Origin of the sequence: Segatella copri (genome assembly GCF_026015295.1) — a bacterium.
Classification (GTDB): Bacteria; Bacteroidota; Bacteroidia; order Bacteroidales; family Bacteroidaceae; genus Prevotella; species Prevotella copri_C.
On the sequence record NZ_JAPDUW010000001.1, the window covers coordinates 1,741,148 to 1,766,046 of the forward strand.

General features: G+C 40.2%; 19 protein-coding genes. All 19 read right to left on the minus strand.

Annotated elements, in window-relative coordinates:
* Positions 1-214: 214 nt before the first annotated feature.
* Complete coding sequence (locus tag ONT18_RS07520; RefSeq protein WP_089544684.1) at positions 215-1,801, minus strand: vitamin K epoxide reductase family protein; 1,587 nt, start codon at positions 1,799-1,801, stop codon at positions 215-217.
* Positions 1,802-1,966: 165 nt separating this feature from the next.
* Complete coding sequence (locus tag ONT18_RS07525) at positions 1,967-4,210, minus strand: peptidase domain-containing ABC transporter (RefSeq protein WP_089544685.1); 2,244 nt, start codon at positions 4,208-4,210, stop codon at positions 1,967-1,969.
* Complete coding sequence (gwsS, locus tag ONT18_RS07530) at positions 4,194-5,246, minus strand: grasp-with-spasm system SPASM domain peptide maturase (protein ID WP_119228180.1); 1,053 nt, start codon at positions 5,244-5,246, stop codon at positions 4,194-4,196. The genes ONT18_RS07525 and gwsS overlap by 17 nt, the downstream gene beginning before the upstream one ends.
* The gene (locus ONT18_RS07535) at positions 5,243-5,455 is read right to left on the minus strand and encodes a hypothetical protein (protein WP_089544687.1); all 213 of its coding nucleotides are present in this window, start codon (positions 5,453-5,455) and stop codon (positions 5,243-5,245) included. The genes gwsS and ONT18_RS07535 overlap by 4 nt, the downstream gene beginning before the upstream one ends.
* Positions 5,442-6,446, minus strand: a complete 1,005-nt coding sequence (gene gwsG, locus ONT18_RS07540; protein WP_089544688.1) for a grasp-with-spasm system ATP-grasp peptide maturase — start codon at positions 6,444-6,446, stop codon at positions 5,442-5,444. Before gwsG ends, ONT18_RS07535 begins: the two co-directional genes overlap by 14 nt.
* A gap of 60 nt (positions 6,447-6,506) precedes the next feature.
* Positions 6,507-6,674 (minus strand): hypothetical protein, encoded by a 168-nt coding sequence (locus tag ONT18_RS07545; protein ID WP_176425599.1) that lies wholly within the window; start codon positions 6,672-6,674, stop codon positions 6,507-6,509.
* 11 nt (positions 6,675-6,685) lie between these two features.
* Positions 6,686-6,862: a hypothetical protein gene (locus tag ONT18_RS07550; protein WP_176425600.1), complete on the minus strand. Its 177-nt coding sequence runs from the start codon at positions 6,860-6,862 to the stop codon at positions 6,686-6,688.
* 897 nt (positions 6,863-7,759) lie between these two features.
* Positions 7,760-9,118, minus strand: a complete 1,359-nt coding sequence (locus tag ONT18_RS07555) for a DUF6734 family protein (protein WP_089544690.1) — start codon at positions 9,116-9,118, stop codon at positions 7,760-7,762.
* Positions 9,119-9,122: 4 nt separating this feature from the next.
* Positions 9,123-11,387, minus strand: coding sequence for a TonB-dependent receptor domain-containing protein (locus ONT18_RS07560; protein ID WP_254918965.1), 2,265 nt, complete (start codon positions 11,385-11,387; stop codon positions 9,123-9,125).
* Positions 11,388-12,280: 893 nt separating this feature from the next.
* Positions 12,281-12,526, minus strand: coding sequence for a hypothetical protein (locus ONT18_RS07565; RefSeq protein ID WP_264904767.1), 246 nt, complete (start codon positions 12,524-12,526; stop codon positions 12,281-12,283).
* A gap of 157 nt (positions 12,527-12,683) precedes the next feature.
* On the minus strand, positions 12,684-14,201 hold the full coding sequence (locus tag ONT18_RS07570) for a PepSY domain-containing protein (RefSeq protein WP_264904768.1): 1,518 nt from the start codon (positions 14,199-14,201) through the stop codon (positions 12,684-12,686).
* A complete protein-coding gene (locus ONT18_RS07575; protein ID WP_264904769.1) occupies positions 14,173-15,048 on the minus strand; it encodes a hypothetical protein in 876 nt (291 codons plus the stop codon). Before ONT18_RS07575 ends, ONT18_RS07570 begins: the two co-directional genes overlap by 29 nt.
* Positions 15,041-15,904, minus strand: a complete 864-nt coding sequence (locus tag ONT18_RS07580; RefSeq protein WP_264904770.1) for a hypothetical protein — start codon at positions 15,902-15,904, stop codon at positions 15,041-15,043. The genes ONT18_RS07575 and ONT18_RS07580 overlap by 8 nt, the downstream gene beginning before the upstream one ends.
* A 12-nt stretch (positions 15,905-15,916) precedes the next feature.
* The gene (locus tag ONT18_RS07585) at positions 15,917-16,864 is read right to left on the minus strand and encodes an HmuY family protein (RefSeq protein ID WP_367398922.1); all 948 of its coding nucleotides are present in this window, start codon (positions 16,862-16,864) and stop codon (positions 15,917-15,919) included.
* On the minus strand, positions 16,864-19,218 hold the full coding sequence (locus ONT18_RS07590; RefSeq protein WP_264904771.1) for a TonB-dependent receptor: 2,355 nt from the start codon (positions 19,216-19,218) through the stop codon (positions 16,864-16,866). Before ONT18_RS07590 ends, ONT18_RS07585 begins: the two co-directional genes overlap by 1 nt.
* A gap of 148 nt (positions 19,219-19,366) precedes the next feature.
* Complete coding sequence (locus ONT18_RS07595; protein WP_394334031.1) at positions 19,367-20,014, minus strand: DUF4903 domain-containing protein; 648 nt, start codon at positions 20,012-20,014, stop codon at positions 19,367-19,369.
* Between the two features lie 54 nt (positions 20,015-20,068).
* The gene (locus ONT18_RS07600; protein WP_089544697.1) at positions 20,069-20,539 is read right to left on the minus strand and encodes a hypothetical protein; all 471 of its coding nucleotides are present in this window, start codon (positions 20,537-20,539) and stop codon (positions 20,069-20,071) included.
* 30 nt (positions 20,540-20,569) lie between these two features.
* The gene (locus tag ONT18_RS07605; protein ID WP_089544698.1) at positions 20,570-22,009 is read right to left on the minus strand and encodes a hypothetical protein; all 1,440 of its coding nucleotides are present in this window, start codon (positions 22,007-22,009) and stop codon (positions 20,570-20,572) included.
* A 173-nt stretch (positions 22,010-22,182) separates the two neighbouring features.
* On the minus strand, positions 22,183-24,696 hold the full coding sequence (locus ONT18_RS07610) for an outer membrane beta-barrel family protein (protein WP_264904772.1): 2,514 nt from the start codon (positions 24,694-24,696) through the stop codon (positions 22,183-22,185).
* Positions 24,697-24,899 lie beyond the last annotated feature (203 nt).

Consider the following 24,899-nt stretch of genomic DNA (forward strand, 5'->3'; position numbering starts at 1 on the left):
CTGTATAGTCTTGAAGAATTTCAAGGCATACTGCCAAGGTTTTTTCCTTGCCGTGCCATAGTCGGAGAAAGTTAGTCTGAGTACGAGGACTGTCTTTCAGCGACGACGACTGAGTTTTATATTGTATATGCTAAATACTAGAGCATATAAGATAAGAACATTTTGCATTTTTGTCCTCCCTTAGAATGGACTTACTTTTTGCAACTCCATACATTCACTCAGATTTTATAAATTGTATGTTGTGTAATAAATCATCAAATCTGTAAAAAGTCGTCGGCCATACTTGATTCCCTATAATGAGCGCTGGTACATCATCTAAACAATATTTCTCTTCAAATTTTTGTACTATTTGTATCTTCTTATTCAATAATTCAATGGACAAATCTTGAGGCATTCCCCATTTCTTTAACCATCTTTTAATAGGTATATCATAGATAAAGATGTCATCACATGCTTTCTCTAAATCTGTAGTTTCTTGCATCTCTATCAATTTCAGAAAAACATATTTAGAAATACCATCAAGAGTCTTCGTATCAATTAATAATTTTATCACATATTCTGAAGGATGATAGAACTTTAGTAAACGTACATTTTTATATGTATCTTTACAATAGTTACAGGATAATGAGAGAACCATAATTATGTTTTTCTCACCATTTCCCCCTAAAGGTATTAGGGGTAATTTTGTACAAGCATCTGCATCAATTTGACGAAGATTTGAAAAAAAATATTTTAATACTTGGGGGTTATAATATATTTGATCTTTATAATCTATTTCTATATGTGACATTATCATTTTTCTTAAAGTCATTTTCACAAAGAAGGCAATACAAATGGAAATCAATCCTATTAAAATATTAATTGAACACGCATTACAATCAAAAGCCAGTGGAAAACAATTTTCTAACACACAAACCTGAAGACTCACACACACAGATGTTAGAAGGCAGATGACACAATAATTCCTTAAGTAAACTTGATATATGATTGAATACACAACTATTGCTACAGAAGGAATGATTAGTAACTTATTGATAAATAATATGTTATAATCAAAAACTGCGCAATAAGCTGTGATGGTAGAATAGACCATAAACAGAAAAGAGAGATCAGATAGAGATATATTTCTCAGTAATTTTGAGCCTACAGAGTGAATGACAGAAAAACAGTCTCCTCCCTTTATTAAATGGCAGACAGATTGAACTTTTTGGTTATAATATCCCAAAGAAGTCTGTAACGATAGCCATGATATAAAACTTCCAGTTATGCCTATCAATAGTAGTGCAATGACCGATACTGGTATGCGATAGGAATAAAATAAATAAAAGGATGAGATTAAGAACATGGATATCACTCCAACCAAAAATTTCTTGCTGTATTCTCCTTTAATACACACATTAGGTGCTTGTGTCACGACAGACTTTTCTTTGATAGAAATTATATAGCCTGTCCATTTTCCCAGAGCATCTTGATAGGTTATCTTCTGGACATTACCCGTCTGAATATCTGTGATTTCAACAAATGATGGAGACTTTAAAACAAGAACGGTCATAAAGACACCTTGATTCTTGAACAAAGCAAGAAAATGATCTGGTAATAAAGAAATTTTATCAGATGGTACTTTTGCTATGAAATTATCTACGCCAAAAGTCATCAACATTTGTGATATCATAGGCAATGTTGGAGAGAAATTCATGCGTTTAACTTCCTTGTCCCAGTCACTACGAAAGATATTATAATGATACTCTTCTAACAGAGAAGATAAAAGAGAATAGACGTTGTTTCGAGAATTTATCATCATGCAGTTTTATTTATAAAATAGTTTATAATTCTTTGGAGGATAGAGGTGTTACCTGTTTTGAGAAGTGCCAACGATAGGAAAACTATACCAGCAGTGACAAAAATGATACCTAACCCATATTTGACAAATGAATAATTTTTCTTTAAGTTGTTCGTTACCATAATTCTAATTTCCTAATTCTAATTGGTTTTTCACTAAATTATAATATGCTCCTTTCATCTTGATGAGTTCTATATGCGTACCACATTCTATGATGCGTCCTCTTTTAAGAACAATAATCTGATTCGCATTTTTTACAGTGCTGAGTCGGTGAGCTATTTTTATGACCGTTTTACCTTTAAGGAAAGTGTCAAGATTATCATATATTTTGCGTTCATTCTCCGCATCTAATGAAGAGGTAGCTTCATCAAATAGAATGAAATTAGGGTTCTTGTAAACTGCTCTAGCTATCAAAATACGTTGACGCTGACCTCCAGAGATTCCATTACCTCCAGCCCCCAGCATTGTATAAAGACCTTGAGGCAGACTTTTGACGAAATCCTCTAATTCGGCTATTTGCACAGCTCGCCAAAGCATTTTTTTATCAATAGTTTCTGCACCTGTTGCAATGTTACGCTCTAACGTATCTGAAAATATATATCCATCCTGCATCACTACTCCGCAACAGAATCGCAGACTTTTTGCTGAAATATCTTTTAAATTGATACGGTCGTAATATATGTCGCCTGTATAATTATTGTAAAATTTGAGTAGCACTTTCATTAGCGTAGTCTTACCACTACCACTTTCCCCCACAATAGCTGTTGTCTTACCAAAAGGAATAGTACAGCTTATGTCGTCAAGGACTTTCGGAGAACGCGGTCCATAGTAATGAAAATCAATATGATTTAAATGGATAGCCTTGCCGTCCTCGGTCGGCATTCTTTTCAACGAAATGTTGGCATCGAAATCCTCATTTTTCATTGCTTGCACCTCAGTGAGTCTGTCATAACTAAGTTTAGCATATTGTAAACTTCTAATAAACTCAATAATCTGTTGAATCGGTTCATTCAAAGTTCCAATGATGTAAGAAATTGCCAATAGTGTTCCTATGGTCATATTCCCCAATATAACCTCCTTTGCTGCTATAAAGATTACTATAATATCTTTAAGTTTATTAAATGAAGAAAAACCGATACTCTGTAGCTGATTAACTTTCAACGTTTTGAAGTCTATATTAAATAATTTAATCTGGCTATTCTTCCAACGATCGAGCTTATATTGTTCTGTACCATTAAGTTTAATATCAGCAATACCATTGACAAGTTCAAATATGTCCTGTTGGTTGTCACGTTGGACGCGGAATCTATTGTAATCAAGTCTCTTTTCCTTTCCAACAAAATATATAGACCAAAGAATCGATACCACAGTCATACCGATGTATATAAGCAAAATGTCCGTATTGTAGTATGTCAATAATACAAAGTACACAACGAATGTTAGAAAAGAAAATATCACAGTTATGCTCTCCGATGTAAGGAAATTTTGTATTCTGTTATGGTCATGAATGCGCGAAGTGAAATCACCCAACTGCTTAGTGTCAAAGAATTTGAAAGGTAATTTTACAATTTTAGACAAGAAATTTGAAATAATCTCTATATCAATCAAAGAATTACAATATAACAACACCCAATTTCTGACAATCTCTATAATTGTAGAACCTAAAAAAATAAATAATTGAGCCAGAAGAAAAATGAAAATGAAGTTGATGTTCTTATTTGCAATCCCTACATCAATAAGTGATTGGGTTAAGAAAGGGAAAAACATAGCAAAGAGACTGCTAAAAAACATTCCCCAGAAGAGAATCTGATATTCCTTTTGGAATTTTTTGAAGATATTTATTACATTTTTTTTCAGTTTATTCGGCTGCTTATGAGGCTGATGGTTCACAAAAATCTTGCCAGGAGTTAAGAGTAATCCTATACCTTTTTTGTCGATTCCACACCAATGTTCTTGAAACTGATTCTCGGTTAGTTTTATTAAGCCGAAAGTTGGATCTGAGATATAGAATAAATATTTTTTACTAAAAAATTTCTTCTGGATTTTATAGAGCACAACAAAATGACAATTATCCCAATGCAAAATGCATGGAAAAGGATGTTTTTTAATCATTTCTTCAGCTGTAACCCTAACAGCTAATGTATCAAAACCTATTTCATTGGCTGCATCTTCAATACCAAGTAGACTAACTCCATCCTTAGACAAATGACAATATTCCCTTAATTCTTGGATGGAGTATTTCTTGCCATAATAAGACGAGACTGCAGATAGTGCAGCTGGACCACAATCCATTTGGTCATATTGAAAATAGCATGGAAACTTTCCTAATAAGCCATTTACCTTGTCTACAAGTTTATTTATGCTCATCATTCCAAATTAATTTATAAGGGTCATAATTACATCCAACAGGTTTGCTGCCATTATCAACTTGATGACCAGCTCTACAATCTATACAATTATAACGAAGTTCACAATCCTTGCAAACTTTGATATTGTCTTTTTTTATACTCCAACATTGGCGAAATTCCTTAGAATATACAATTTCAGCAAGGCCGTTTGAAACATCATATTCCTTATCTAAAGCAAGACAATTTTTTACAGAACCAGATTCGTTGATTGCAATCTTCTTATATAAGCAAGAATTATAGCACTTGCTTACTTCATAGAGTTCTTCATTAAAAAATTGCATTGTGTATTTGCTAATTTTTCCGCAATGTTTTGCATCTAGTGGATGCTTTATTGCTATGATTTCTCCCATAAGCAGATTCTCGTTTCCTGATGGTTTAACGTTAAATGGAAAAACCTTTGATTGTGGCTGATTATACAGATACACTCTGCTTACTGCCGCATTTTTTAAAATAAGTTTATTCCACGCTTGCATTGGAGTTTTATGACTATCTGCAATATGTATATCAACGCATTCAAAATCCATTGTGCAGATTCTATTTACGACATCCACAATATAGGGATAGTTGCTTGATGGGCTAAATCGGATTTGCAAATATGGGCATTGCATAGAATTCAACTCCTTAAGATATGAGTACATTTCTTCCATGTTCGATACTATTGGATTAAACTCAACAATGGCATCATTTATAGGAAAAAGTGAATCATGAACCACATGGCACTTGGGAGGGAAGAGACTAATATCCTTAGTGAGGAAAGCATATTCCTTATCAATCATGAAATTTATATACTTCTCAAAGTTTCCCATCGATGAGTCACTTATTTTTTCTGCAATTTCGCCAATCTGATGTCTATCTAACAATTTAGTAATCATGTAATAATCGTTAGGAATATATTCCAACGATTTACGTGAGAAATCCTGTAGAAGAGTCTTGCTATATCCTTTAGTCATCTGGCAAGAAGAAGATACTATAAAATATAAATTTTTATTGTATTTCATTTTTTTACAAATTGAGTAAGTTCATATGGAAGACATATTTTTCGATTAGGATTGTAATGACGCATTTCGACCGCATGTATATTATTGTTGTATTTCATCAGACGGTTTTCAGCCTCTATACTTACCATTTCATTATAATAAATGACTTTGAAGAAGAGTGGCAAATTTTTAATTTGCTCATCTGTTAATATCTTTTTATTGATGTCCATAAGCTAAATAGTTTGCTATTTTCTGTTCTAAATCATAATTGCATGGCTGACTAGTCATTCCAAACTGACCTACAGGATTTATTTCCAAAAAGACATAATGCCCTTTCTTATCAACTATAAAGTCTGCAGAACCACAATTTAAATCATACTTCTTATAAATTGCATTCAGTTTTGTCTCTATATCTATAGGTAGTTGATAAGGTTCGGTTCTGTTTGGTTTGGTATTACTGTATTTTCTGAAATCCACTTTTGTTTGCTCATTACTTTGAGAGAAAATAGCCATAGAATAGAATTTCCCTTCAAGATAAAAAGAGCGAATTTCATAGGATTTGTCAATGATACTTGTGACCAAAGATGGAAATAGTGGTATATCTTTATCATAGAAATCCGCCTTATTGTGAGCCTCTGTGTATGTGTAGTATGATATCTTGTCAAACACATTGTAGATGCCATTATATATCGCTTTTGTAACGAATGGATCACTGATATTGTAAAGGTTTTGAAGTTGATTGTAGTTTGTAATCACTGCAAAATTAGGAGTTTCTAATCCTAATTCTCGTGCTGTATCCAATACTTCCAAACGATTCAAGCTCATAGCGTGAGGATTACCTATTTTAATTTTACAATGTTTGTACAGTGTTGTAAAGATATAATCGCGAAGGTCGTTCATTTCCATGAAAGCTATACTCTTACTGCCATGAATTAACGCAGAAAGATCATGCTCGTCCACGATAAACTTATCAGGTAAACTTTTTGTGAAATTTTTCATTCCTAACCCACTTCTTCTCCACCAGGTAGCCGAAGCATTGAGAATATTAAAAACTCTACCTGTACGAATATTTTTAAACAGAATTTTTTCATTATCTATACCTATTAGCATATTTTCTGCCGTATCAGGCTCTATGATAATCACATCCTGTTTCATCTGTTTTAATCGCTTAGCTACATCTATAGTTGAGAGATCATTTTCATTAGAAAAAATTACTATCATCTTCTTCTGAATTAAGCAAAGAGCGGAGGGGAGGATTGGCTCCTCTTCGTTCTTCTAAATTTAAATATCTACATCACAAGATTTCTGGTCTGCATCTCTGTTGTTGCTTGTTGTACTACAGTTAACAGTTCCAGAATAATCACCAGTGCTACCACCACAAATGGCTAACATGGATTCAACTTCCAGACTATCATGCTGAAAAATTGATAAGTCTATTTTTTTATCCATTGAATGCAAGATTAATCTGTGTCCATATCACAAGTTTTATTGTCACCATCTGCACCTGTCGTACATGTTAAACAACCACAAGTACCAGTATCATTATGGGTATGACCACCACTTCCACCCATGACATTCAACATATCATCAATTCTGATACTAGATACCTTAAAATCAGCTAATTTAAATTTTTCCATATCAATTATGATTAACTTAGATAAAAGCCAAACATGAATCATTTTCCTATTATGCCTTAGACCGTTCTGACCAAGAAAAGGGTAGCCACTTAACTGTCGCTAACGGTATTCCTGCTCCAATAGGGAGTTTTTTCTATGATTCTGGGAGTTTTTATCTAATGAATTTATATATGGTCCTCTGAGAGACTTTCACTTTCCCATTGGACTAATTACCAATCTACATCACATGTTTTGTGATCTGCATCACTGCCATTGCATTGGGTCTGGCAATGGACCGTTCCTGACGAATCACTTGAACCACCTGACGTGTGAAGCATCTCATTGATAGCAAGACTGTTCTCTTTAAACTCGGAGAGATTAATTTTTTTCATTGATAACCCTTTTTATAGTTAGACAATATGTGTTCTTTTAAGGCATCCACTTCTTCCCATTGGACTAATTACCAATCTACATCACATGTTTTGTGATCTGCATCACTGCCATTGCATCTGGTCTGGCATTGGACCGTTCCTGACGAATCACTTGAACCACCTGACGTGTGAAGCATCTCATTGATAGCAAGACTGTTCTCTTTAAACTCAGAGAGATTAATCTTTTCCATTGATACTTTTTTTATAGTTAGACAATATGTGTTCTTTTAAGGCATCCACTTCTTCCCATTGGACTAATTACCAATCTACATCACATGTTTTGTGATCTGCATCACTGCCATTGCATCTGGTCTGGCAATGGACCGTTCCTGACGAATCACTTGAGCCACCTGACGTGTGAAGCATCTCATTGATAGCAAGACTGTTCTCTTTAAACTCGGAAAGATTAATTTTTTCCATTGATACTTTTTTTTATTGTTAGACAATATGTGTTCTTTTAAGGCATCCACTTCTTCCTATATCTATTCTATTGCTTAAGCAATATCCTATCATATTCCTGTTTCGTTACAGGAAGCATCACTCCTATATCCACGAGCAAGAAAATTCGTTTCCAAAGAACTTTGATGTAATTCTGCTTTTCGGAGTCAGGAAAAGACTCGTCAAGATACGTCAAAGCTTTAATTTCAAACACCTTACGCTCGCAAGCTCTTCCGACTGCCTCAAAAATAATCTTATCTATTCTCAAGGCAGGAAATGACAACTCGCTATTCCGCAAACCTTTTACGATGATTCTATCATCTTCAAGATGAAAATCAGTAGTTCGCATTATGTAAAAAATCGTATTAGTAGACAGCAGTTGCTGAAGTTCCCAACTTTTACCCAGTGAAGTCACTTCTCGCATGAGTACAGAAGTATTTTTGGGTAATTGTACTTTACCTAACACAAGTTTTCTCATGTAGTCTTGCTCTAATAAAGATGTACATTCTGTGGTATACTCATAGTCTGAGGCTGTAAATATCTCAGGCAAAGCAAACAACCGCTCTAGTCTTTGATAATATTCCGGATAATATCTTATAACGAAAGACTCCATTTTCTTACATACCTGCAATTGCTTTTTATAGAAACCAAGAAGATGTAAGTATTTTCTTTTGTCAGGTACTTCATCGAAATTGGCAAAATCATGATATTGATTATCACCAATGTTTTCATGTATAAAGCAGCCTGTAGTTTTGCCTTCGGAAAGCACCATCTCATATAGTAAAACTTGTTCAAAGAATATATTGAAATTAGTTCCCTGCAGCTTATTTACCATTTTGATATTTTTATCTACAAAATCAAATGCCTTATAGGTATATCGCTGAATAAAATCAATATCTGTACCTCCAAAAATGCCCATATTATAAGCTTTATTATCAATATGAAGGTCATATCGTTTCATTTCCTCTGGCATATAGCTGATAGCATGACGGATATCACGCCACATCTTTCCATAATAGTCAGTTGTGGTTTCTTCATTCTGGACAATGAGATCATGATTCTTTAGGCTTTCATCAATTTTTGTCCAAATGAAAACATCGCCATCAACATGGATAAATGGTTCCTTTATAGACTGGTAGGCCTTAATTTTTGCCAATGCCCACAAGTTCGGATTATAATGATTCAGGCAGTCAAGAGATACGATTACATCCGTATATGGCAAGTGCAATTTGTTGATAAGAACATCATATCCTTGACTGTCGGTTACCAAAGTAACATCATCATAATAACGTCGTAACTGATTACAACTAATAATCCAACTCAGATAGTTGAATATAGGTAAAAGCCATCCATAACTATCGGTCAGGCTGTTCTTGTTACCGGTCCAAAAACTTTGTATAATTTTCATTTTCTTATTTCTTTATATCAGGCAAGCGATTAGTCTCATTGTTGCTGATGTTTATATCTGCCTTTTTAGCTTTTTGCTTGCCGAAATTATAAGTCAATCCCACACGGAATGAGGTGTTGTCATTGTTTATTCTGTTTCTAAAGACATAATCTTTATATTCAGTTCTGTTATTGCTCTTAGTACCACTAAAGATGTCTTGGGCTTGTATATTCAAAAGAAGTTTGTTCTTAATAATATCAATCTTGCATCCTAAGCCGACACAATCGATGTTTCCAGTGTGAAAGGATTCTTCTATTCCTGGAAGCACATGATAATAGTTCGCATAAAAGTTCAAGACTTTGTAACGGTAATTTAAATTGGCAGAAAAAGATGTGTTCAGACTTCGCAAATCTTTGTCATCCAGCTCGTCAATGTAAGATTTTGCTTTAACGTAGAACATAGATACACTTGAATACAAATTGAATTTTCCAAATGAGAAATTATAACTAGCATCCGTACCAAAAGTATTAATGGTAAGACAATTCTTTGGAGAATACTTGGTGAACAAGTCATTCACTACCTGAGTCAGATTCTGTATGGCATCAGATGTGTGATAATAATACAGGTTAAAAGAGAAATTCCCTTTAAACACATAGTTAAACTCCAAATTGTCCATGACCGATGGTGTAAGTCTATCATTACCTTCGGTGTATGTGTAGGTGTTACGAAAAACACGTGTAGGATTCATATCATTCATAGAAGGTCTGTCAATACGTTTGCTGTAGCTTAAGGCAAAGGAATGATTATCTGAAGGATTGTATGAGATTTCTGCAAATGGAAACCAGTGATCATATTTATTAGAAACGGACAGTCCTTCCAAGGTTATTCCATCATCATTGGTGTGTTCATACCGTAAACCAGCTTTGGCGTAAAAAGAACCAAACATTCGGTTGACATCTGCATAGAAGGCTGTTACCGTTTCTTTATATAAAAAACCATTTCTAATTCCAAACTCAGAGACATTATTGGTCCTGAAATGGGAATATTTTCCACCTAACTCAAAATTTAGCCAAGTAAATGGAAGGTTTAAATCTGCGCTCAGGGTATTGACGATATAGCTATAATCATTATTGCTGTTCGAGAAGCTGTGTGCTGTACTCGAATCAAAATTCTGATTAATTTTGTCAATGACATGGATATAGTTGTAATTTATCGTTATTTTTTTTCCTAAGCTATCAAGTTTCCAGTCCACATAGGGGGAGATTGTCTCCAAACGGTATTTATCGTGATTCGACTCGGAATAAGAATTCGATGGATATGCGTCTGCATTGAAAGTCATCTGCCCTATTTGGTGGGCTTTACTGCGAGAATTATTTAATGTTGCAAAAAATCCCAAATTCAAATCGCCTAATTGGTAATTGCTATTTAGATTCTGGCCTAGTATGTCATACCTATTTAAAGTATTGTCGGTCGTAAAGCGCATATAGTCAGGATAAGAATAAGTATTCTGTACTATTTGGCGGCGCTTTTCATTGGAATTATTTATTTTGTATTCAACAGAAAAATTGCCTGAAGAAAAAGACAGTCCAAATCCTTCTTCTGCGCTAAAGTGAGAGCGTTGTGTTAACACCGTGTGGACATTCCCATCAAACCCCACAGGCTTACTCTTTAGAATAATATTGATTACTCCGCAATTGCCTTCTGCATCAAATTCGGCAGAAGGATTGGTTACAAGTTCTATTTTGCTTACATTTTCAGATGGTAAGGTGCGTAGGTACATATCCAAATCTTTACCATCTAAGTTAATGCGATGGCCATTAACCAAAACAACTACACCGTTTTTGCCAATAATCTTTATTTCATCACTTGTCGGATCTATACGAGGAATATTATGGAGCATATCTCGCATATTGAAACCACTGGCAAAGGGACTGTTTTGAACAAGATAAACAAGTTTGCCAGCTTTCTGGCTAAATAGTCTGCGCTGAGAGGTAATCATCACCTCATTCAGTGTGTGCTCCTTCACAGTCAACATGATATCGCCCAAATCAACATTGTTGTGTACGTCAATGGTGTCAGCTTTTAATATATCACCTAATTGTCTGTATCTGACGACAAACTTTCCTGACGGTAAAGAGAATGTAAACTTTCCTTGATTATCAGAAAAACCACTGGAGATAGTTTCTCCATCAAGATGACTTACTATTATTTCCGTGGCTTCCAACGGTAAAGAGCCTTCTGCTTTATCAAATAGTCTTCCTGTTAAATTCCATTCTTGAGCAAATGCCATATTATTCGATATGGATAATGCTATAATAATTATAAACCTTAGTTTCATAATAATGCAACGAGTCCGCTTGAGAAAATTTTCTGCTATCCTTGCATGACTTGGTAACTATAGTTTTTAAAGCCTTAGCCATAGGAAAGAAAAACTCAAGTTTTCTCCTTTTTTAAATGTTATACATATTGCGGAGGTATACAGCCTCTTTCTTTCCATTTGCAAAAGTACTAAAAATGCAGATACGAAGAACTTTTATGTTGATATTTTAAACTGAATTAAACTTATAAACAGCAAAATTATACTTACTTAAACAAAACTGTGTCTTTTATTACAAAAATACGGTTCTAACGTGACTTTTGTCTATTGGTCTTTAGTGTTATCTTTCAAATTCATATTTACATTTTGCACATGAGAATAAAATTAAACTATCATGGTTGAACACAAACGTTATTAAAACAAAAACTGCGATTAGAAAATCCTCACTTTGGGCTGGAATCCTAATCGCAGTGTAGAACATGTATATAATAATACAGTTCTGAGTTCTACTGTGTTTTATTGATAGTTTCATAAGATAGGCTTCACCTAGGCAATTGAAGCAAGCTTCATTGCTCTCGATTTGCACTATCATTGATAACATTGCACGGAACTTGCCCGTGCAAACTTTAAAAGTTAGTTCTCGCATAACCAAGACAGCACAAAGGCAACGCTTACCCTTGGCATTGCATACAGAATTATGAAAAGTCGGATTTGTCTGCCCTTTGTTCCTGAATAGATGACACATTAAATGTCCTTGTTTATGTAATGCTTATGTCAGCTCTTACTCGTAGCCCTTGTTCTGCTTCAGCTTTTTGTTCAGATCCAGACATCTTTGCAGTATGGAGGTTGTACCACGTACTCGCACACTATTGAGCATAGCTCATACGATCCAGACCGTTGGATGTCACATTGACACCAGCAGCCTGACCACTCAACACGTAAAGGGCATTGTTGGCCGCACCCTTGTTGGAATGATTTCCAACTATTTTTATAATATTACTTCCATTGTCAATGGAGTCTTTCCGTTCTGCAGGAACTTGCTTTTGTGCATGAGCCAAAGAACTGCAAAAGAGTGCAATGAGAAGTAATGTAAAGTTTTTTCTCTTTGCCATTTTCAATTTCTCTTACTTTGGTTATGGATGATTTCCGATACGCAAAGATAAGGTGCAATACATTAAAAAACGTATATAAACTCCAATATTTATGTATTTTTACCTCGCCACCATCAGTTTGTTTTCGCATTTAATGAGAATTGGATTTTGTGCAATGTTATTTCTTTTTTAACCTAATTTTATAGCCCGACCACAAGCACCAAAACGCAAGAATGCCCATAACAAAGATGAATATGTATGTGGCTATCGTTCCAATGAAAATTCTGCCACTATGCACCTCTAATGCCACATTCCAAAGCGACATCGGAAGTTGGTTCATGCTCGAAGGTTGAGGGGCAAAGTTTGTTCCCTCGTAATATTCCGCTACGACAGGGGTGGAAAAGTCTTGGCTCATACCTGCGACAGCTTTCTTTCCGAATGGTGCTCCTGCTTCATTCGGTGCAGGTTTGTTCGTAAAGTAATCGGTAGCAGTTCCTTGTTGTCTGTCCCAAACAAACAAGCCGCTAAATGAACCGCAAAGCCATCTACCATTTGCATCTTTCTGTAATACATTCAATCCCATCATGCTGACAGGTGGAACAGAAGTAATAACTTTCACTGTAGCATTTTTGATGTTCAATGAATAAAATCCTTCCGATGAGGATAATAGCCAATCATGGCAGCTCTCATCATAACGAATTATGCGGAGCTTGTCGTTCCAAGGATTCTTGCTTCTGAGTGTTGTGCCTGGGATAGACGGAATCTTGCTTAACACTAATGCTATCATCACAGGAGGGCGGAGACACCAACCCGTCAGTGCAATCAAGAGCGCAAGTATGATAGTATATCGCCCGATTCTGTCATGCAGATGAAGCGAGGTTTGCAGTAATGCCTTTCGCTTCGGTCTCAGCCAAAAGACGATACCCGTAATACAGAGAACCACAAGAATAATGGCTATGGCATCAACCACAATCTTTCCTGTTATTCCGAAAAGTTCTCCACTATGGAGTAGCCAAACGGTACGAAAGGCAGTTACTTTGCCGTCATAATCCTTTGGCGCATGAAGTTGAATGCGCTTAAAAGTCTTATAAGGAGGAAGCGAGGTATAGACAAAGGAACGACTGAGCACTACAAGGGTGTCGCCATGCGAAGCGATGTCCGTAAATTTCTCCTCATCCTCCAGTGACATATTCACCTCATGCCATTTGTTATGCACTCCATAGCGATAAAGCCCGAAAGGTGAGACAGCAAATATCCTTCCATTATCAAGCCTTATGACATTTTTGATTTGCCTATAGTCGGCACCTTCTGGCAACCCCTCATTGAAATCCTTGAAGTAGGAAGCCTTGGAGTCGGTGAGCCAGATGCCACCATTGCCATAAAGCAACAGTTGGCGACAAGAATCCACATTCCTCATTGAATCTACCATTAAATCCTTGCCAATGTCAAGCGTGCCTCGTAGCAATCCACCGTTCCAATTCCGAAACTCATAACGACTTGGCAGGTACTTCCTGCTCACGTTCACATCCTTGATGAGTGAACGATGATTGAGCAGGATGCCTGACACGCAGAACATCAGCATGAAGAAGCTCAAGCCGATACCAAGCCATTTATGTTGTTTTCTCCAAGTTCCTTTCTTCATTGATTTCCTTATCTGATTATCTATCTTATTTCTTTTCTTTCTTCGCCCTTGCATCCTTGACAATCTTTCCTGCCAAGAAACAAAGTTCTATCACCATTACCACCCAATGCCAAGGATATTCGCTCGGATGTGCAATGAGCTTCCCGATGATGCCCGTGCGATTAAATGCCTCTACCGCTATCCAGAACACGATGACCGTTGCCGTACCCATTCTGATGTTTGCTCCCCACGATGGCAAGTGGAGTTGCTTGCGAAATACGTATGGGGCGGAAAGCAAGGCACCGAAGGCTACACCGAAGGTGACTGGATTCTCACGACCAAACAATTGAGGATCGTAGAGGTTCATCAGCAGGAGATAGCAAGTCCAGAGCATTGCGTTGATTTCCATGAAGGTAACAATGCTGGTATGGCGTGTCATCGGGCGAGCGGCGATGAGTCGCTTGTTCTTCCCCAAGAAGAGCGTCTGCCACCAGTTGAGGAAGTTGCAGGCATTTCGGGAACAGAAGATGTAGAGCAACATCACCATTGCCCACAAGCCAAAGGTGGCAGGGAGCAGAAGATATTCAGGGCGGCTCAACACTTCTCCTGTCACTGGGTCAATCTCAGCATGTGTGCCCCAACGATGGGCATAATACATGAAGAGGAAATCCACCCAACCTGTCCAGTAGAACATGCCACCGATAAGTCCGAGCAAGGTTTGGCGAGTCTGTCCCTTGACGAAAACACCGACCACCACCATCACCAAGCCCACGAATCCCACAGCCATGCCAGCACCCAACAGTTGCGTGCCGTCGTAGTTGTCCTTCAATACTCGTGCCACCAAGTGAACCACGGGCATGCTTCCCAATATCACACCCATCGACACGATGGATTTCCACCAATATAGTTTCTTGTTACTCATGGCTTTTCTTCTTGTGAGCTGCAAACATGATATAGACGAGCAATGCCACGAATGCCACGAGGATGCAAATCATCTGGGTGATATACTTCTCCGGCTCAATCCAAATCTCCTTGAAAAAGTCCAAGCGACCAAGCACTTCCACAGGTACCCAGAACACGACAACCGTTGCGATAGCCATACGGATATTGGCTCCCCATGTGCTCAAACGCAACTGTTTCCTGAAGATGAAGAAACTGCCAATGAGGCAAGCCGCTGCCACGATGGAGGTGACAGGATGATGGTCGCCGAGGAAATTCTTGTCGTAGCAGAACATCAACAGGAGATAGCTAGTCCAGAGAATCATGTTCAGTTCCATGAAGGTGACGATACTTGTATGATGTGTCATCGGACGGGCGGCAATCTTATTCTTGCTGGAACGGAAAAGAACACGCTGCCACCAGTTGATGAAGTTACATCCGTTTTTGGTTGAGAAGATGTAGAGTACCATCACCATCATCCACATGCCGAAGGTGGCAGGGAGGATGAGGTATTCAGGGCGAGTCACAACTTCGCCATTCTCCATCTCCGGCTGTGTACCCCAGCGGGTAGCATAGTACTGGAACAGAAATTCTATCCAACCGGTCCAGAAAAGCAGACCTCCGAAAAGTCCCCAAAGAGTCTGTTTGGTGTCTCCCTTTACGAAGACACCGATTACTACCATGATAAGACCTGCCAACCCCATGAAGAAGGCTGAGTAATGCACAGCTTCAGGAGTCATCGTCTTATCCATTATCATCATCAGCGCATGTCCCAACGGCATGGTAAAGAGTACCACGAGGAACGAAGCGATGGATTTCCACCAATTCAATTGTTTCATAATGTTTAATATTTATTTTAATTCATCTAAGTAATAACTGATTCTTCCTCCTTCATCACCTATCTGCACATTGGCATCATACCAGGAGATAATCTGGAGCTTGTAATATCTCTCGCCATCCCACGAACGGATTACGTAGGTATGGAAAGAAGGAGTATATACTGGAGGTGGACCAGAGAAGGTCATTGCCTTTTCGAGCACCGGATTGCCGCTTACCAACTGCTTGGCAGGACCATTGTTCGGGTCGAACCAAGGGTTCTCGTTCATATCCAGTTTGTTGGCGATGCAATACTTGTTCCAGTCTTCCCGCGACATGGTGACATAGACGCTTGCTGAATCATCCACGGCGAAAGTCATGTTGTGTTCAGCCAGATAAGCATCCACCTGCGCCTTGCTCGTCCACTTGTCATATTCGCCATAGCCCAGGTCGGCAGCACCGCCCTTGCCTATGCCGCTCGTTCCACTGTTGGTGCGGAGCTGGTAACCATCGAAGGCGAGGTCCCACTCCGTAGCAGGATAAGCCATCGTATTGGGGTCATCCTCCATGTTCTCCATCACCATAATGCTGCTTGCCTGGCGCTTCACCGTCTTATAGGTTAACTTGCCAGTGGCTTGATTCTTGGTAAAGATGGTATCGCCGTTTGCATCACGCTCTGCATCCTCGAAGATGTTCTTCTGCACACCTTCGCTCCAATACTTTACGAGTTTGGCAGTACCTTTATAATGGAAATATTCCTCTATCGGCTTGCCGTCAATATAGGCGATGACACTCTGGTTAGGATTCAGCACATTATAGCGATGTCCTGTCTTCAGGTCAAAATAGAGCCAGTCGTTCGTAACACCCGTGCTATAACCTGTTTTTCGGGGCAAGGTATGACCAGTGAAGTCCTCAGCCTCATAAGATACGCAGCTCGTCATTGCGGCTGCCATACCTATTATATATAGTAATGCTTTCTTCATTATTTTTTCTTTCTAAATGCTTTTACCAATTCATCTACCAACACTTCCACCTGCACATGCGCCTTGGCTCCTGCCGTGGCTGGCACGTTAAACATGGTGATGCCCGAACCTAAGGTCTTTGGCACGTAATTAAAGATGTTATCCACACCCACCGTCACCTTTACCTTATTATAAAAGGTCTGAATCACCGACAGATTGCACAATACATACTGTGGCAACTGGCAGCGGAAGTAGGCATCGTGGCTCTCACCGTTTACAGAGAGTCGGTCCTGCACATCAAACTTCTTCTCACCCATGTAGCTTGCCGAGAAGGTGGCACCCAGTCGGTAGTTCTTCTTGTTGTACTTATAGTCGAGGCTCGCCGTAGCAGCATGAGGCGAAGTGGTGTTCACCTGGATGCCATCCGTCTTGCTCACGTTCACGTAGCTGTAAGTGGCATTCATCGTGAAATGGTTGAGGAAGTGCCAGCGCATGATGGCCTCCAAACCGATGAGGTTCTGCTTCGACAGATTAGTATATTCGAAATTGTACTGCATGTCGTAGATGCGCCATACGCCCTCTATCTTCTTGCGGAAGAAGTTGCCATACACATTGCCCGAGATGAAGAAGTTGTCGTTCGAGTACTCTGTGCCCAGGCTCACGTAGTTGTTCTTCTCAGGCTTCAGGTCCTCGTTACCCTTAATCATGAACATGCCGAGGTGGTCCCAGTTGAAGAACAGCTCCTTGATGCTTGGCGAACGGTAGCCCATTGAGTAGTTGGCTCTCCATGCCCAGTGCTCCGAAGGACTCCACTTAAAGGCAATCTTAGGCATCGCCATCAGTCCGAAGGCACGGCTGAAGTTGGTTCTCACACCTGCCGAAACCATCCAGTGGTCGTTCATCGTCCACTCGTCCTGCAGGAAAGCCTCCGTCTCTTTTAATGAACGGGTGCGCATGATGTGGGAGGCATCGCCGTTGAACCGGTCGCTCGTCAGGTCATCGCTCAGGTGCTCGATACCGAGGATGAGGTCGTGGCCCTCGAACTTCTGCGAGGTGATGGAGAGGCGAGGCTGGAAGATACGGCTCTTATACACTTTGGTACGCTCGTCGATACGCTCATGTCGCTTGAAGCGGTCGTAGAAGTCGCCATGAAGGGAGGCGGTAATCTTGAACCAATCCTTGAAGGAGTACTTTATCTTGGTTCCAGCCGTCCAGTCACGCGCCTGACTGAAGGTCATATCCTGAATGAGGTCGTAGGTATTCATATAGAACGCACTACCGTAGGCAAGAATCTCCAGATTCTTGAAAGGGTCGTAGAATACCTTCTGCGATACCGAGATATGCTCTGTACCCTCGATGCTCATTGGCGGACGGGAAGCCACGCTGGTTATGGTCACGTCGTGGTCGAGCCAAGGATTCGCCTCTTGGGTATAGACCTTCTTGTCGTTCTCCGCCTGGTACATGTAGAAGGCATCGCTCGAAGAATACCACACATCCGTCTGCGAGGTCACCTTGCCTGCATTGAATCCTGCCGATACCCAGCTCTGCATGTTCGGGCGGTCGGCATTCTTCTCAAACATATACAGGAAGTCCTTCTTGGAAGGATTCTTGTAGTTGGTCTCGTTCATCTGTCCCCAGCGTACACCAGCCTGAATGTCGATAGGTTTGGTAGTTTTCTTGGTGATGAGGTTGATGACGGCACCCGACGCACGGCTTCCATAGAGGGTACTGCTGGCACCCTTCACGATTTCGATGCGGTCGATGGCATGGAGGTTGAATCGCTCGTAGTCGAGGTTACCCGCCATGTCGCCCGTCAATCGCTCACCATCCTGCAGGAAGAGCACGTGGCGGGCATCCAAGCCCTGCATGGAGATTTCGTTGCCGAAACCCACCTTCTGGATGTTCATACCCGGTGTCTCCTGTTGCAGAGCCTTGGTCAGGTCGGCATAGCCTGCATCTACCAGTTCCTTACCGCCGATCACCTGCGTGCTCACTGGCGAGAGCTTGATTGGTCGCGCGGTGCGGGAACCTGTAACCACCACCTCGTTCACCTTCATCACGTCTTCGGTCATGAAGAGCTTGAGGGAGCTGTCGTTTCCGATGGTTCCCTTCAGCGGGTTGTAACCCACGGATACCACCTGGTAATAACACTTGTCACTCTGAGGCACCGAGATGGTAGCCTCACCATCCATGTTGGTAACAACACGCTGTGGCGACTTCAATTTCTCGTTGTCGGCGTAGGTGATGACTGCGCCGATGATTGGCTGCTCAGTGGCTTTGTCGAAGATACCGAACTTCACCTTTCGCTGTGCAGCGACAGGGAGTGCGAGTATCAGCAGTAAGCCGATGAGCATTACATTTCTAATTGTCTTCATTTATATTGCTATTCTATTTTTTCCAATTTCTTACACGATTTCAGCCTCGCTATGGCTTGTTTCTCTTCCCTTCATTTTTACTTGCAAAAAGAAAGAGAGACATGTCTGGGCATATCCCTCTTTCCTTTTATATATAAGCTACAGTCTCTTATTTGATTCCGTGCTCCTTTTTATACGCAGCCAAGTCTTTTTCGTACTGTTCAAATTCAGCTGCATAATTGTTGATGCGATTCTTGTCTATTGTTTGCAAGAAACATTCTGAACGTACATTCATCATGTTATAGTTTACGATGAACTGAATTTCGTGTGTTTTGGCATTGTAATAGCCTTGCACGCTACTGCCTTTTGCACTTGATGCAGAGCCATCTGTATCTGTACCCCATACAGAGCCATCTTCACCCTTAAACTTTATCCAACCATCACCTGTATATTCTTTCTGCTCCCAAGAGTTGAGAACCATGGTCTTGACATCACACTTAAAATTGATAATCATTCCCATGTTTCCGACCGTGAAGTCAAGCAAAGAAATGGTGAATGTTTGTGCGTCAGTCTTACTCCACTCAAACTTAAACTTTGTAGGACATCCCTCTGGTAAAAGGGTTTTGTTCACTCCATTCATCGTTGCATTTGTACTAAGTACAATCTCGCCATTGAGATAGTTTGTTGCCTCTTTCACAAGTTCAGAATTTGCATCAGAGTTAGTGATTTCTTCATCAGAAGAACAAGAACAAAATGCAAAAACAGCGAAAAAAAGCAAAGATAGGAAGGCGATGTTTTTCTTGAAGTTTGCTTTCATCATGTAACAAACAAAGGTCTTCCCTTATATTTTAAGGGAAAGACCTAAGTTAATTTATTTTATTGTACATTCTGTTGTGAAATGAACCTCAGTATCGAAGTCCACACCGAGGAAGGACGCATCTACACTTTTTACAGTGTATTCCAACTTCCCTGTAGAGGCATCATAAGACCCCTCAATAGTTGCGTCAAACTTCAAGCCTGCACCAAAGCTCAAAATAATAGCATTGTCACACTCGTTAACTGTAGAACCATCAAGAACAACTTTGTTAGCAACAACCTTCAACTTTGCAGGCATTTTGCCAACTTTGAACTCTGACAACTCCAACTTGTATGAACCATCACCATTAGGAGTCAAGGTTGTGTTAAGAGCAGGAGAAACATCATTCTGATGTACAGGATTCTTGTCCTTGTTTATGTAAACTTTGTCCAAGCAACCATAGATAGTTGTCTGAGCTGATGCAGTACTTGCGAAAACCATCATGCTGATGAAGGCAATCGCCATTAAAAGTGTTTTTTTAAACATAATAAATAAAAAATTAAATTGTTATTAAAATTAATTCCAGTTTACTGGATTATATTCTGAATATGTACTATTGTCATTCTGCAAGTGAGCAGAGTAGGTCTGGACAAAGTTCTTTGTACTTTCTTTGTCTAAAACATCTTGTGACACAGTGAAATAAACCTTTCTGCGTGGATTGGATTCAAAATCGTACAACTTGTTGTTAGAACTACGATAATATGCAATCAAATTAATTGGATAAATAATTTCACAGTTTGGTAATTGACAAAGAGCCAAATCGCCTATTGCTTCAATACTTTGTAAATTAATAGCCTTTAATTTAGGCAAGTTTGCCAAAATAATTTGAGATGTAACCTTTTTATTATTGAGGTTGATTTTTATTTCCTCAAGATTCTTACAATCTCTGCAATCTAACAAGTTTGACATGGTTGCATCAAAATCCTTTATTTCCTGATTAAGAAAAGCCGTATTTGTCAAATCCAAAGATGTTACAGACGGATTGTTACTGATTCCTAAAGAAGAAAGAGCAGTTGCGTCGCTCAAATCTAGTCCTCCAATAAAATTTGTCTTTTTTACGACCAAGCCTTTGACATTTTGTCTTGGAGATAATCTGTGACATTCAAATTGCTTAGTTTCTTCTGTACTTGCCTGAACATCAATGTACACATAAAAAGACTCATAAAAAGGATTGTTCACAAAATATTCTATTCCTTCGATAGAAGCAATTTTTTCAATATCTGCATATTGTGTGTCATACTGCAAGAAAATATTGCGTCCTCTGTCTTCAAGACCGAGAGGTTTGCTGATGTCCAACTTTCCGTCAGAAGTGAAAACCGAACTAAAGTTCATCTTCAAATAAGCTGCAAAGTAAGTATCTGGAATCTCTCTCAAAGTATTATACTTCTCCAAAGAACCCTTATCATTAACCATTTGCATGTCAACAGTCTTATTCTCTGCCTCATTCTCTGTATAGAAAGGCATCAAATCCTCTACATTATACTTGCAGGAAGCTGGGAGATAAAGTTTTGTAAACTCATGAAGGATAGTAGCTTTCACCTCATCATTCTCAACCTTGGCTGTTACCAAGCCGTCGAAGTCATAGATGTCATTGCCTTGCAAGTCAAGACCTGTAATCTGTGAAGGAAGTGAAGCGATATGGAAAACTGGACCATAGCCATTGCTGCTAAGGTTCAACTCTTTCAAATTAGGAAAAACAGAAAGTTCCTTCAAGGCAGCGGTATCAACCTTTGTGCCTGAAAGGTCGAGAGATGTGGTGCTGTTTGCTTTGTCGTCAAGGAGCAACTTGCCGTTCTCGTCGAATGTATATCCTTTGCTTTCGAGAAGGGTTTTGAGCTGAGAATTGTCAACTGCCACCTCACTATAAGAAGGCGCATCATCATCGCTGCTGCAAGAAGCGAAGCCGAGGCAGAGAGCTATTGCAGCGAGACCGATAAAATTCTTTAAAATTTTCATTGTTTTATTATTCTTTTAAATGTTTATAATTAATCAAAATATTACCTTTAATTTGTGGCTGCAAAGGTACATATTTATTAAATAATGTGCAATACTAATTTATTATGATTTATAGGGTTTCTCATCTGTCTTGTTGAGATATCATAACATATCTAAGATTTTCAATATGTTTTTCACAGTTGCTTATTCAGCCGATACCTAAAACTGATGATGAAGTAGCTGCCAATTTGTGAGGTACGGCTTTCCGTCAATCCTGTCGCCGTAACATTGCGATAATAGTTTTTCTTGTCGCTGAGAATATCTGACCAATAGAGCGAAAGCTCGGCTTGCTTCTTTTTGAGGAATCGCCAAGATGCCCCCAAGTTCCAAACCACTTGGTCGTCCTCGCCTTTCTTGATGTTCGTGCCGTTACGGAAAGAGTATGCAGCATCACTCTTGACCATGAAACCAAGAGGAAGCTCTGCATAGGTATTCAGCGAAAAGTTATAGCTTCGGGTATAGTTGGATGTACCCCGGAGTTGGTTGGTGGCATGGCGATAACGCCAATCGCCCTGCAAGTCGAAGCCTCCCCATTTCGGCTGATAACCCAAGCGAAGGTTGGCATTATACGACGTATTGTGGGTGACGCTGCGGTCTGGCTCCTCGCTCTTCCCCTCGTTCACCAAGGCTACACTTTGGCTAAAGTTGGCACCTGTGCGAGCGGAGAGATTGAACCGCTTCTTCCATCGCTTCTGATAACGAAGACTGGCACGCATATTCCAGTTGCCATTCACATTCACAGGATAAGTCTCCGTGCCACCAGTGGCAAGGTTGTAAAAGACGGCTTGCGTCTGACTGTTATAGGTGTTGCTGAAATTAACATCGCCCGAAAGCCCGAGGCGCGTGTTCCTACCTGTCAATCGGAAATTCTGATTATAGGATGCTTTGAGCGAAGGATTGCCATGGGTGATGTGCAGCGGGTCGCTATTATCGGTGAGCGACATCAAGCTACCGAGGTCGGGCTGTCGGCTACTACCGTCATAATTCAGCTCGAAGCGAGTCTTGCCCCGATGCCATGACACATTCAACTGTGGGTTCCAGTTCACACTCGTCCTTACCGTGTCGGCGTGGAGCAAGCCGGTCTTTTGGTCAAGACTCCTGCGCTCGGGCTGCATCAACACTCCTGCATTTGCCTCCCATTGCTTGCCATCATAATTGAGGTAGAGGCTGAGGTCGTGGGTAATGGTCTTGCTCAGAGTGTGGTTGCTTAGGCTATCCATATACACCTCGCTCTCGTAAGTACTTCGGTCGCTCATCTGTCGTGTGGCAGCATAGCGATAACCGAGTTGCAGGCGCAAGTTCTCAGCCAAGGGTTGCGTCAAGTTGATGCCTACGGAATAGGCACGATTGGTGGAGGGGGAGTGCTGGTATTGGTTGCGATAAAGCACGGAATCGCCACCCAGACTGCTCTCCAACTGATAGTAAGTGGTCTCGGAAAGGGAATGTGACTCGTTGGTACTCTTGCTGTCGGAGTAACTACCCGTGAGGCTGATGCTCGTACCCTTGTCGTTGAACACTCGGGTGATGTCGGCATTGACGGAGAACGAATGGCTGTCGCTCTTCGAATCCGAGTTTCTCGTGATGCTGTTGATACGCTCATCGCCTTCTGAAGAGGTGGATTGCTGGCTGTCGCTGGTGTTGTCGCTCTTCGACTTGCTGAAGTTTCCACCTATATTAAAATAGGTCTTGTCATCCAAGCTCCACCTCATGCCCAACGAACCATTGCCCATCGTGTTGCGATTGGTGCTGGTGGATGCCGAGTTCTGGTAACGGTTGCCTGTGGTGAGATATTGCTCGCTATATAGGGTGCTCTCGTTGCCACTGGCATAATGGTTGTACATCATGTTGCCATAGAGGGTGAATCGCTTGGAGAACTTCTTGGCAAAGTTCATCGCCACGTTGTCCTGTCGGTTGTCGGGATAGCGAGAAGTCATGTATCGGTTGCCACTTCGAGCTATCACGGAGATGTTGTCGCCAGTCTGGCGGAAGAGGTTGGATATTAACTCGGCTTCCTTCTTTTCGTTGTTGCCCCTGCCTATGCCAGCCGAAGTAATCAGCGTGCCGTTGAACTCTCGCTTGGTCTGCAAGTCGAGCACATAGTTTTCGCCGCCCTTGCGCACCTTGGTGATTTTCTCCAGTTCGCTCCGCTTGTCATACACCTTGATTTTGCTCACCAACTTGGCTGGCAGGTTTTCGAGGGCGAGGGTGCTGTTGCCGCCAAAGAAACTCTCGCCATTGACATTGATTTCGTGGATGGGAAGACCATTATATGTTATCGTCTTGTTCTGCTTTTCGTATTCCAATCCAGGCACTCGCTTCAAGAGTTCTTCGAGGTATGCTCCTTCAGGAGTCTGGAAAGCATTGGCATTGATAACCGTGGTATCGCCCTTCATTTCCACCTCCTTCATGGCAGCAGTAACCACCACTTCGCCGAGGTTGAGCGTCTTAAAGATGGAATCTTCTTTTTGCGTTTCCACAGAGTCGCCATCGCCCTCTGACAAGGCACGACTCTCCCTTACTGTATCACTCGACACAGCATAAGAGAAAGCCCTTCCGTCAGGAGAAAGGGAAGACGATGCCCATACATTTGCTATTGTTGAGAAGGACATGAGCAAAAGCACAGACACATAAGCATATCGTACCTTCATTCTTGGTTTGAATATTCAAAATCGGCTGCAAAGGTACGAAAATCGGTATATATTTGCAATACCTTGAAGTAGGTAAAGTGCCAAAGGGCTTGCCAAGGGAATCCATTAAAGAAAGTGAAAAAATGAGCAAAAATAATTGTATTTCAAAATTTCAATTTATCTCTGCACTTGTAATCAAAGCGTTCTTTGTATATTGCAAAGTT

Excerpts from the sequence above, each read along its gene's own strand:
- ONT18_RS07520 (WP_089544684.1), bottom strand. The coding sequence starts at position 1,801 with ATGATGATAAATTCTCGAAACAACGTCTATTCTCTTTTATCTTCTCTG.
- ONT18_RS07525 (WP_089544685.1), bottom strand. The coding sequence starts at position 4,210 with ATGATGAGCATAAATAAACTTGTAGACAAGGTAAATGGCTTATTAGGA.
- gwsS (WP_119228180.1), bottom strand. The coding sequence starts at position 5,246 with ATGAAATACAATAAAAATTTATATTTTATAGTATCTTCTTCTTGCCAG.
- ONT18_RS07535 (WP_089544687.1), bottom strand. The coding sequence starts at position 5,455 with ATGGACATCAATAAAAAGATATTAACAGATGAGCAAATTAAAAATTTG.
- gwsG (WP_089544688.1), bottom strand. The coding sequence starts at position 6,446 with ATGATAGTAATTTTTTCTAATGAAAATGATCTCTCAACTATAGATGTA.
- ONT18_RS07545 (WP_176425599.1), bottom strand. The coding sequence starts at position 6,674 with ATGGATAAAAAAATAGACTTATCAATTTTTCAGCATGATAGTCTGGAA.
- ONT18_RS07550 (WP_176425600.1), bottom strand. The coding sequence starts at position 6,862 with ATGGAAAAATTTAAATTAGCTGATTTTAAGGTATCTAGTATCAGAATT.
- ONT18_RS07555 (WP_089544690.1), bottom strand. The coding sequence starts at position 9,118 with ATGAAAATTATACAAAGTTTTTGGACCGGTAACAAGAACAGCCTGACC.
- ONT18_RS07560 (WP_254918965.1), bottom strand. The coding sequence starts at position 11,387 with ATGGCATTTGCTCAAGAATGGAATTTAACAGGAAGACTATTTGATAAA.
- ONT18_RS07565 (WP_264904767.1), bottom strand. The coding sequence starts at position 12,526 with ATGGCAAAGAGAAAAAACTTTACATTACTTCTCATTGCACTCTTTTGC.
- ONT18_RS07570 (WP_264904768.1), bottom strand. The coding sequence starts at position 14,201 with ATGCAAGGGCGAAGAAAGAAAAGAAATAAGATAGATAATCAGATAAGG.
- ONT18_RS07575 (WP_264904769.1), bottom strand. The coding sequence starts at position 15,048 with ATGAGTAACAAGAAACTATATTGGTGGAAATCCATCGTGTCGATGGGT.
- ONT18_RS07580 (WP_264904770.1), bottom strand. The coding sequence starts at position 15,904 with ATGAAACAATTGAATTGGTGGAAATCCATCGCTTCGTTCCTCGTGGTA.
- ONT18_RS07585 (WP_367398922.1), bottom strand. The coding sequence starts at position 16,864 with ATGAAGAAAGCATTACTATATATAATAGGTATGGCAGCCGCAATGACG.
- ONT18_RS07590 (WP_264904771.1), bottom strand. The coding sequence starts at position 19,218 with ATGAAGACAATTAGAAATGTAATGCTCATCGGCTTACTGCTGATACTC.
- ONT18_RS07595 (WP_394334031.1), bottom strand. The coding sequence starts at position 20,014 with ATGAAAGCAAACTTCAAGAAAAACATCGCCTTCCTATCTTTGCTTTTT.
- ONT18_RS07600 (WP_089544697.1), bottom strand. The coding sequence starts at position 20,539 with ATGTTTAAAAAAACACTTTTAATGGCGATTGCCTTCATCAGCATGATG.
- ONT18_RS07605 (WP_089544698.1), bottom strand. The coding sequence starts at position 22,009 with ATGAAAATTTTAAAGAATTTTATCGGTCTCGCTGCAATAGCTCTCTGC.
- ONT18_RS07610 (WP_264904772.1), bottom strand. The coding sequence starts at position 24,696 with ATGAAGGTACGATATGCTTATGTGTCTGTGCTTTTGCTCATGTCCTTC.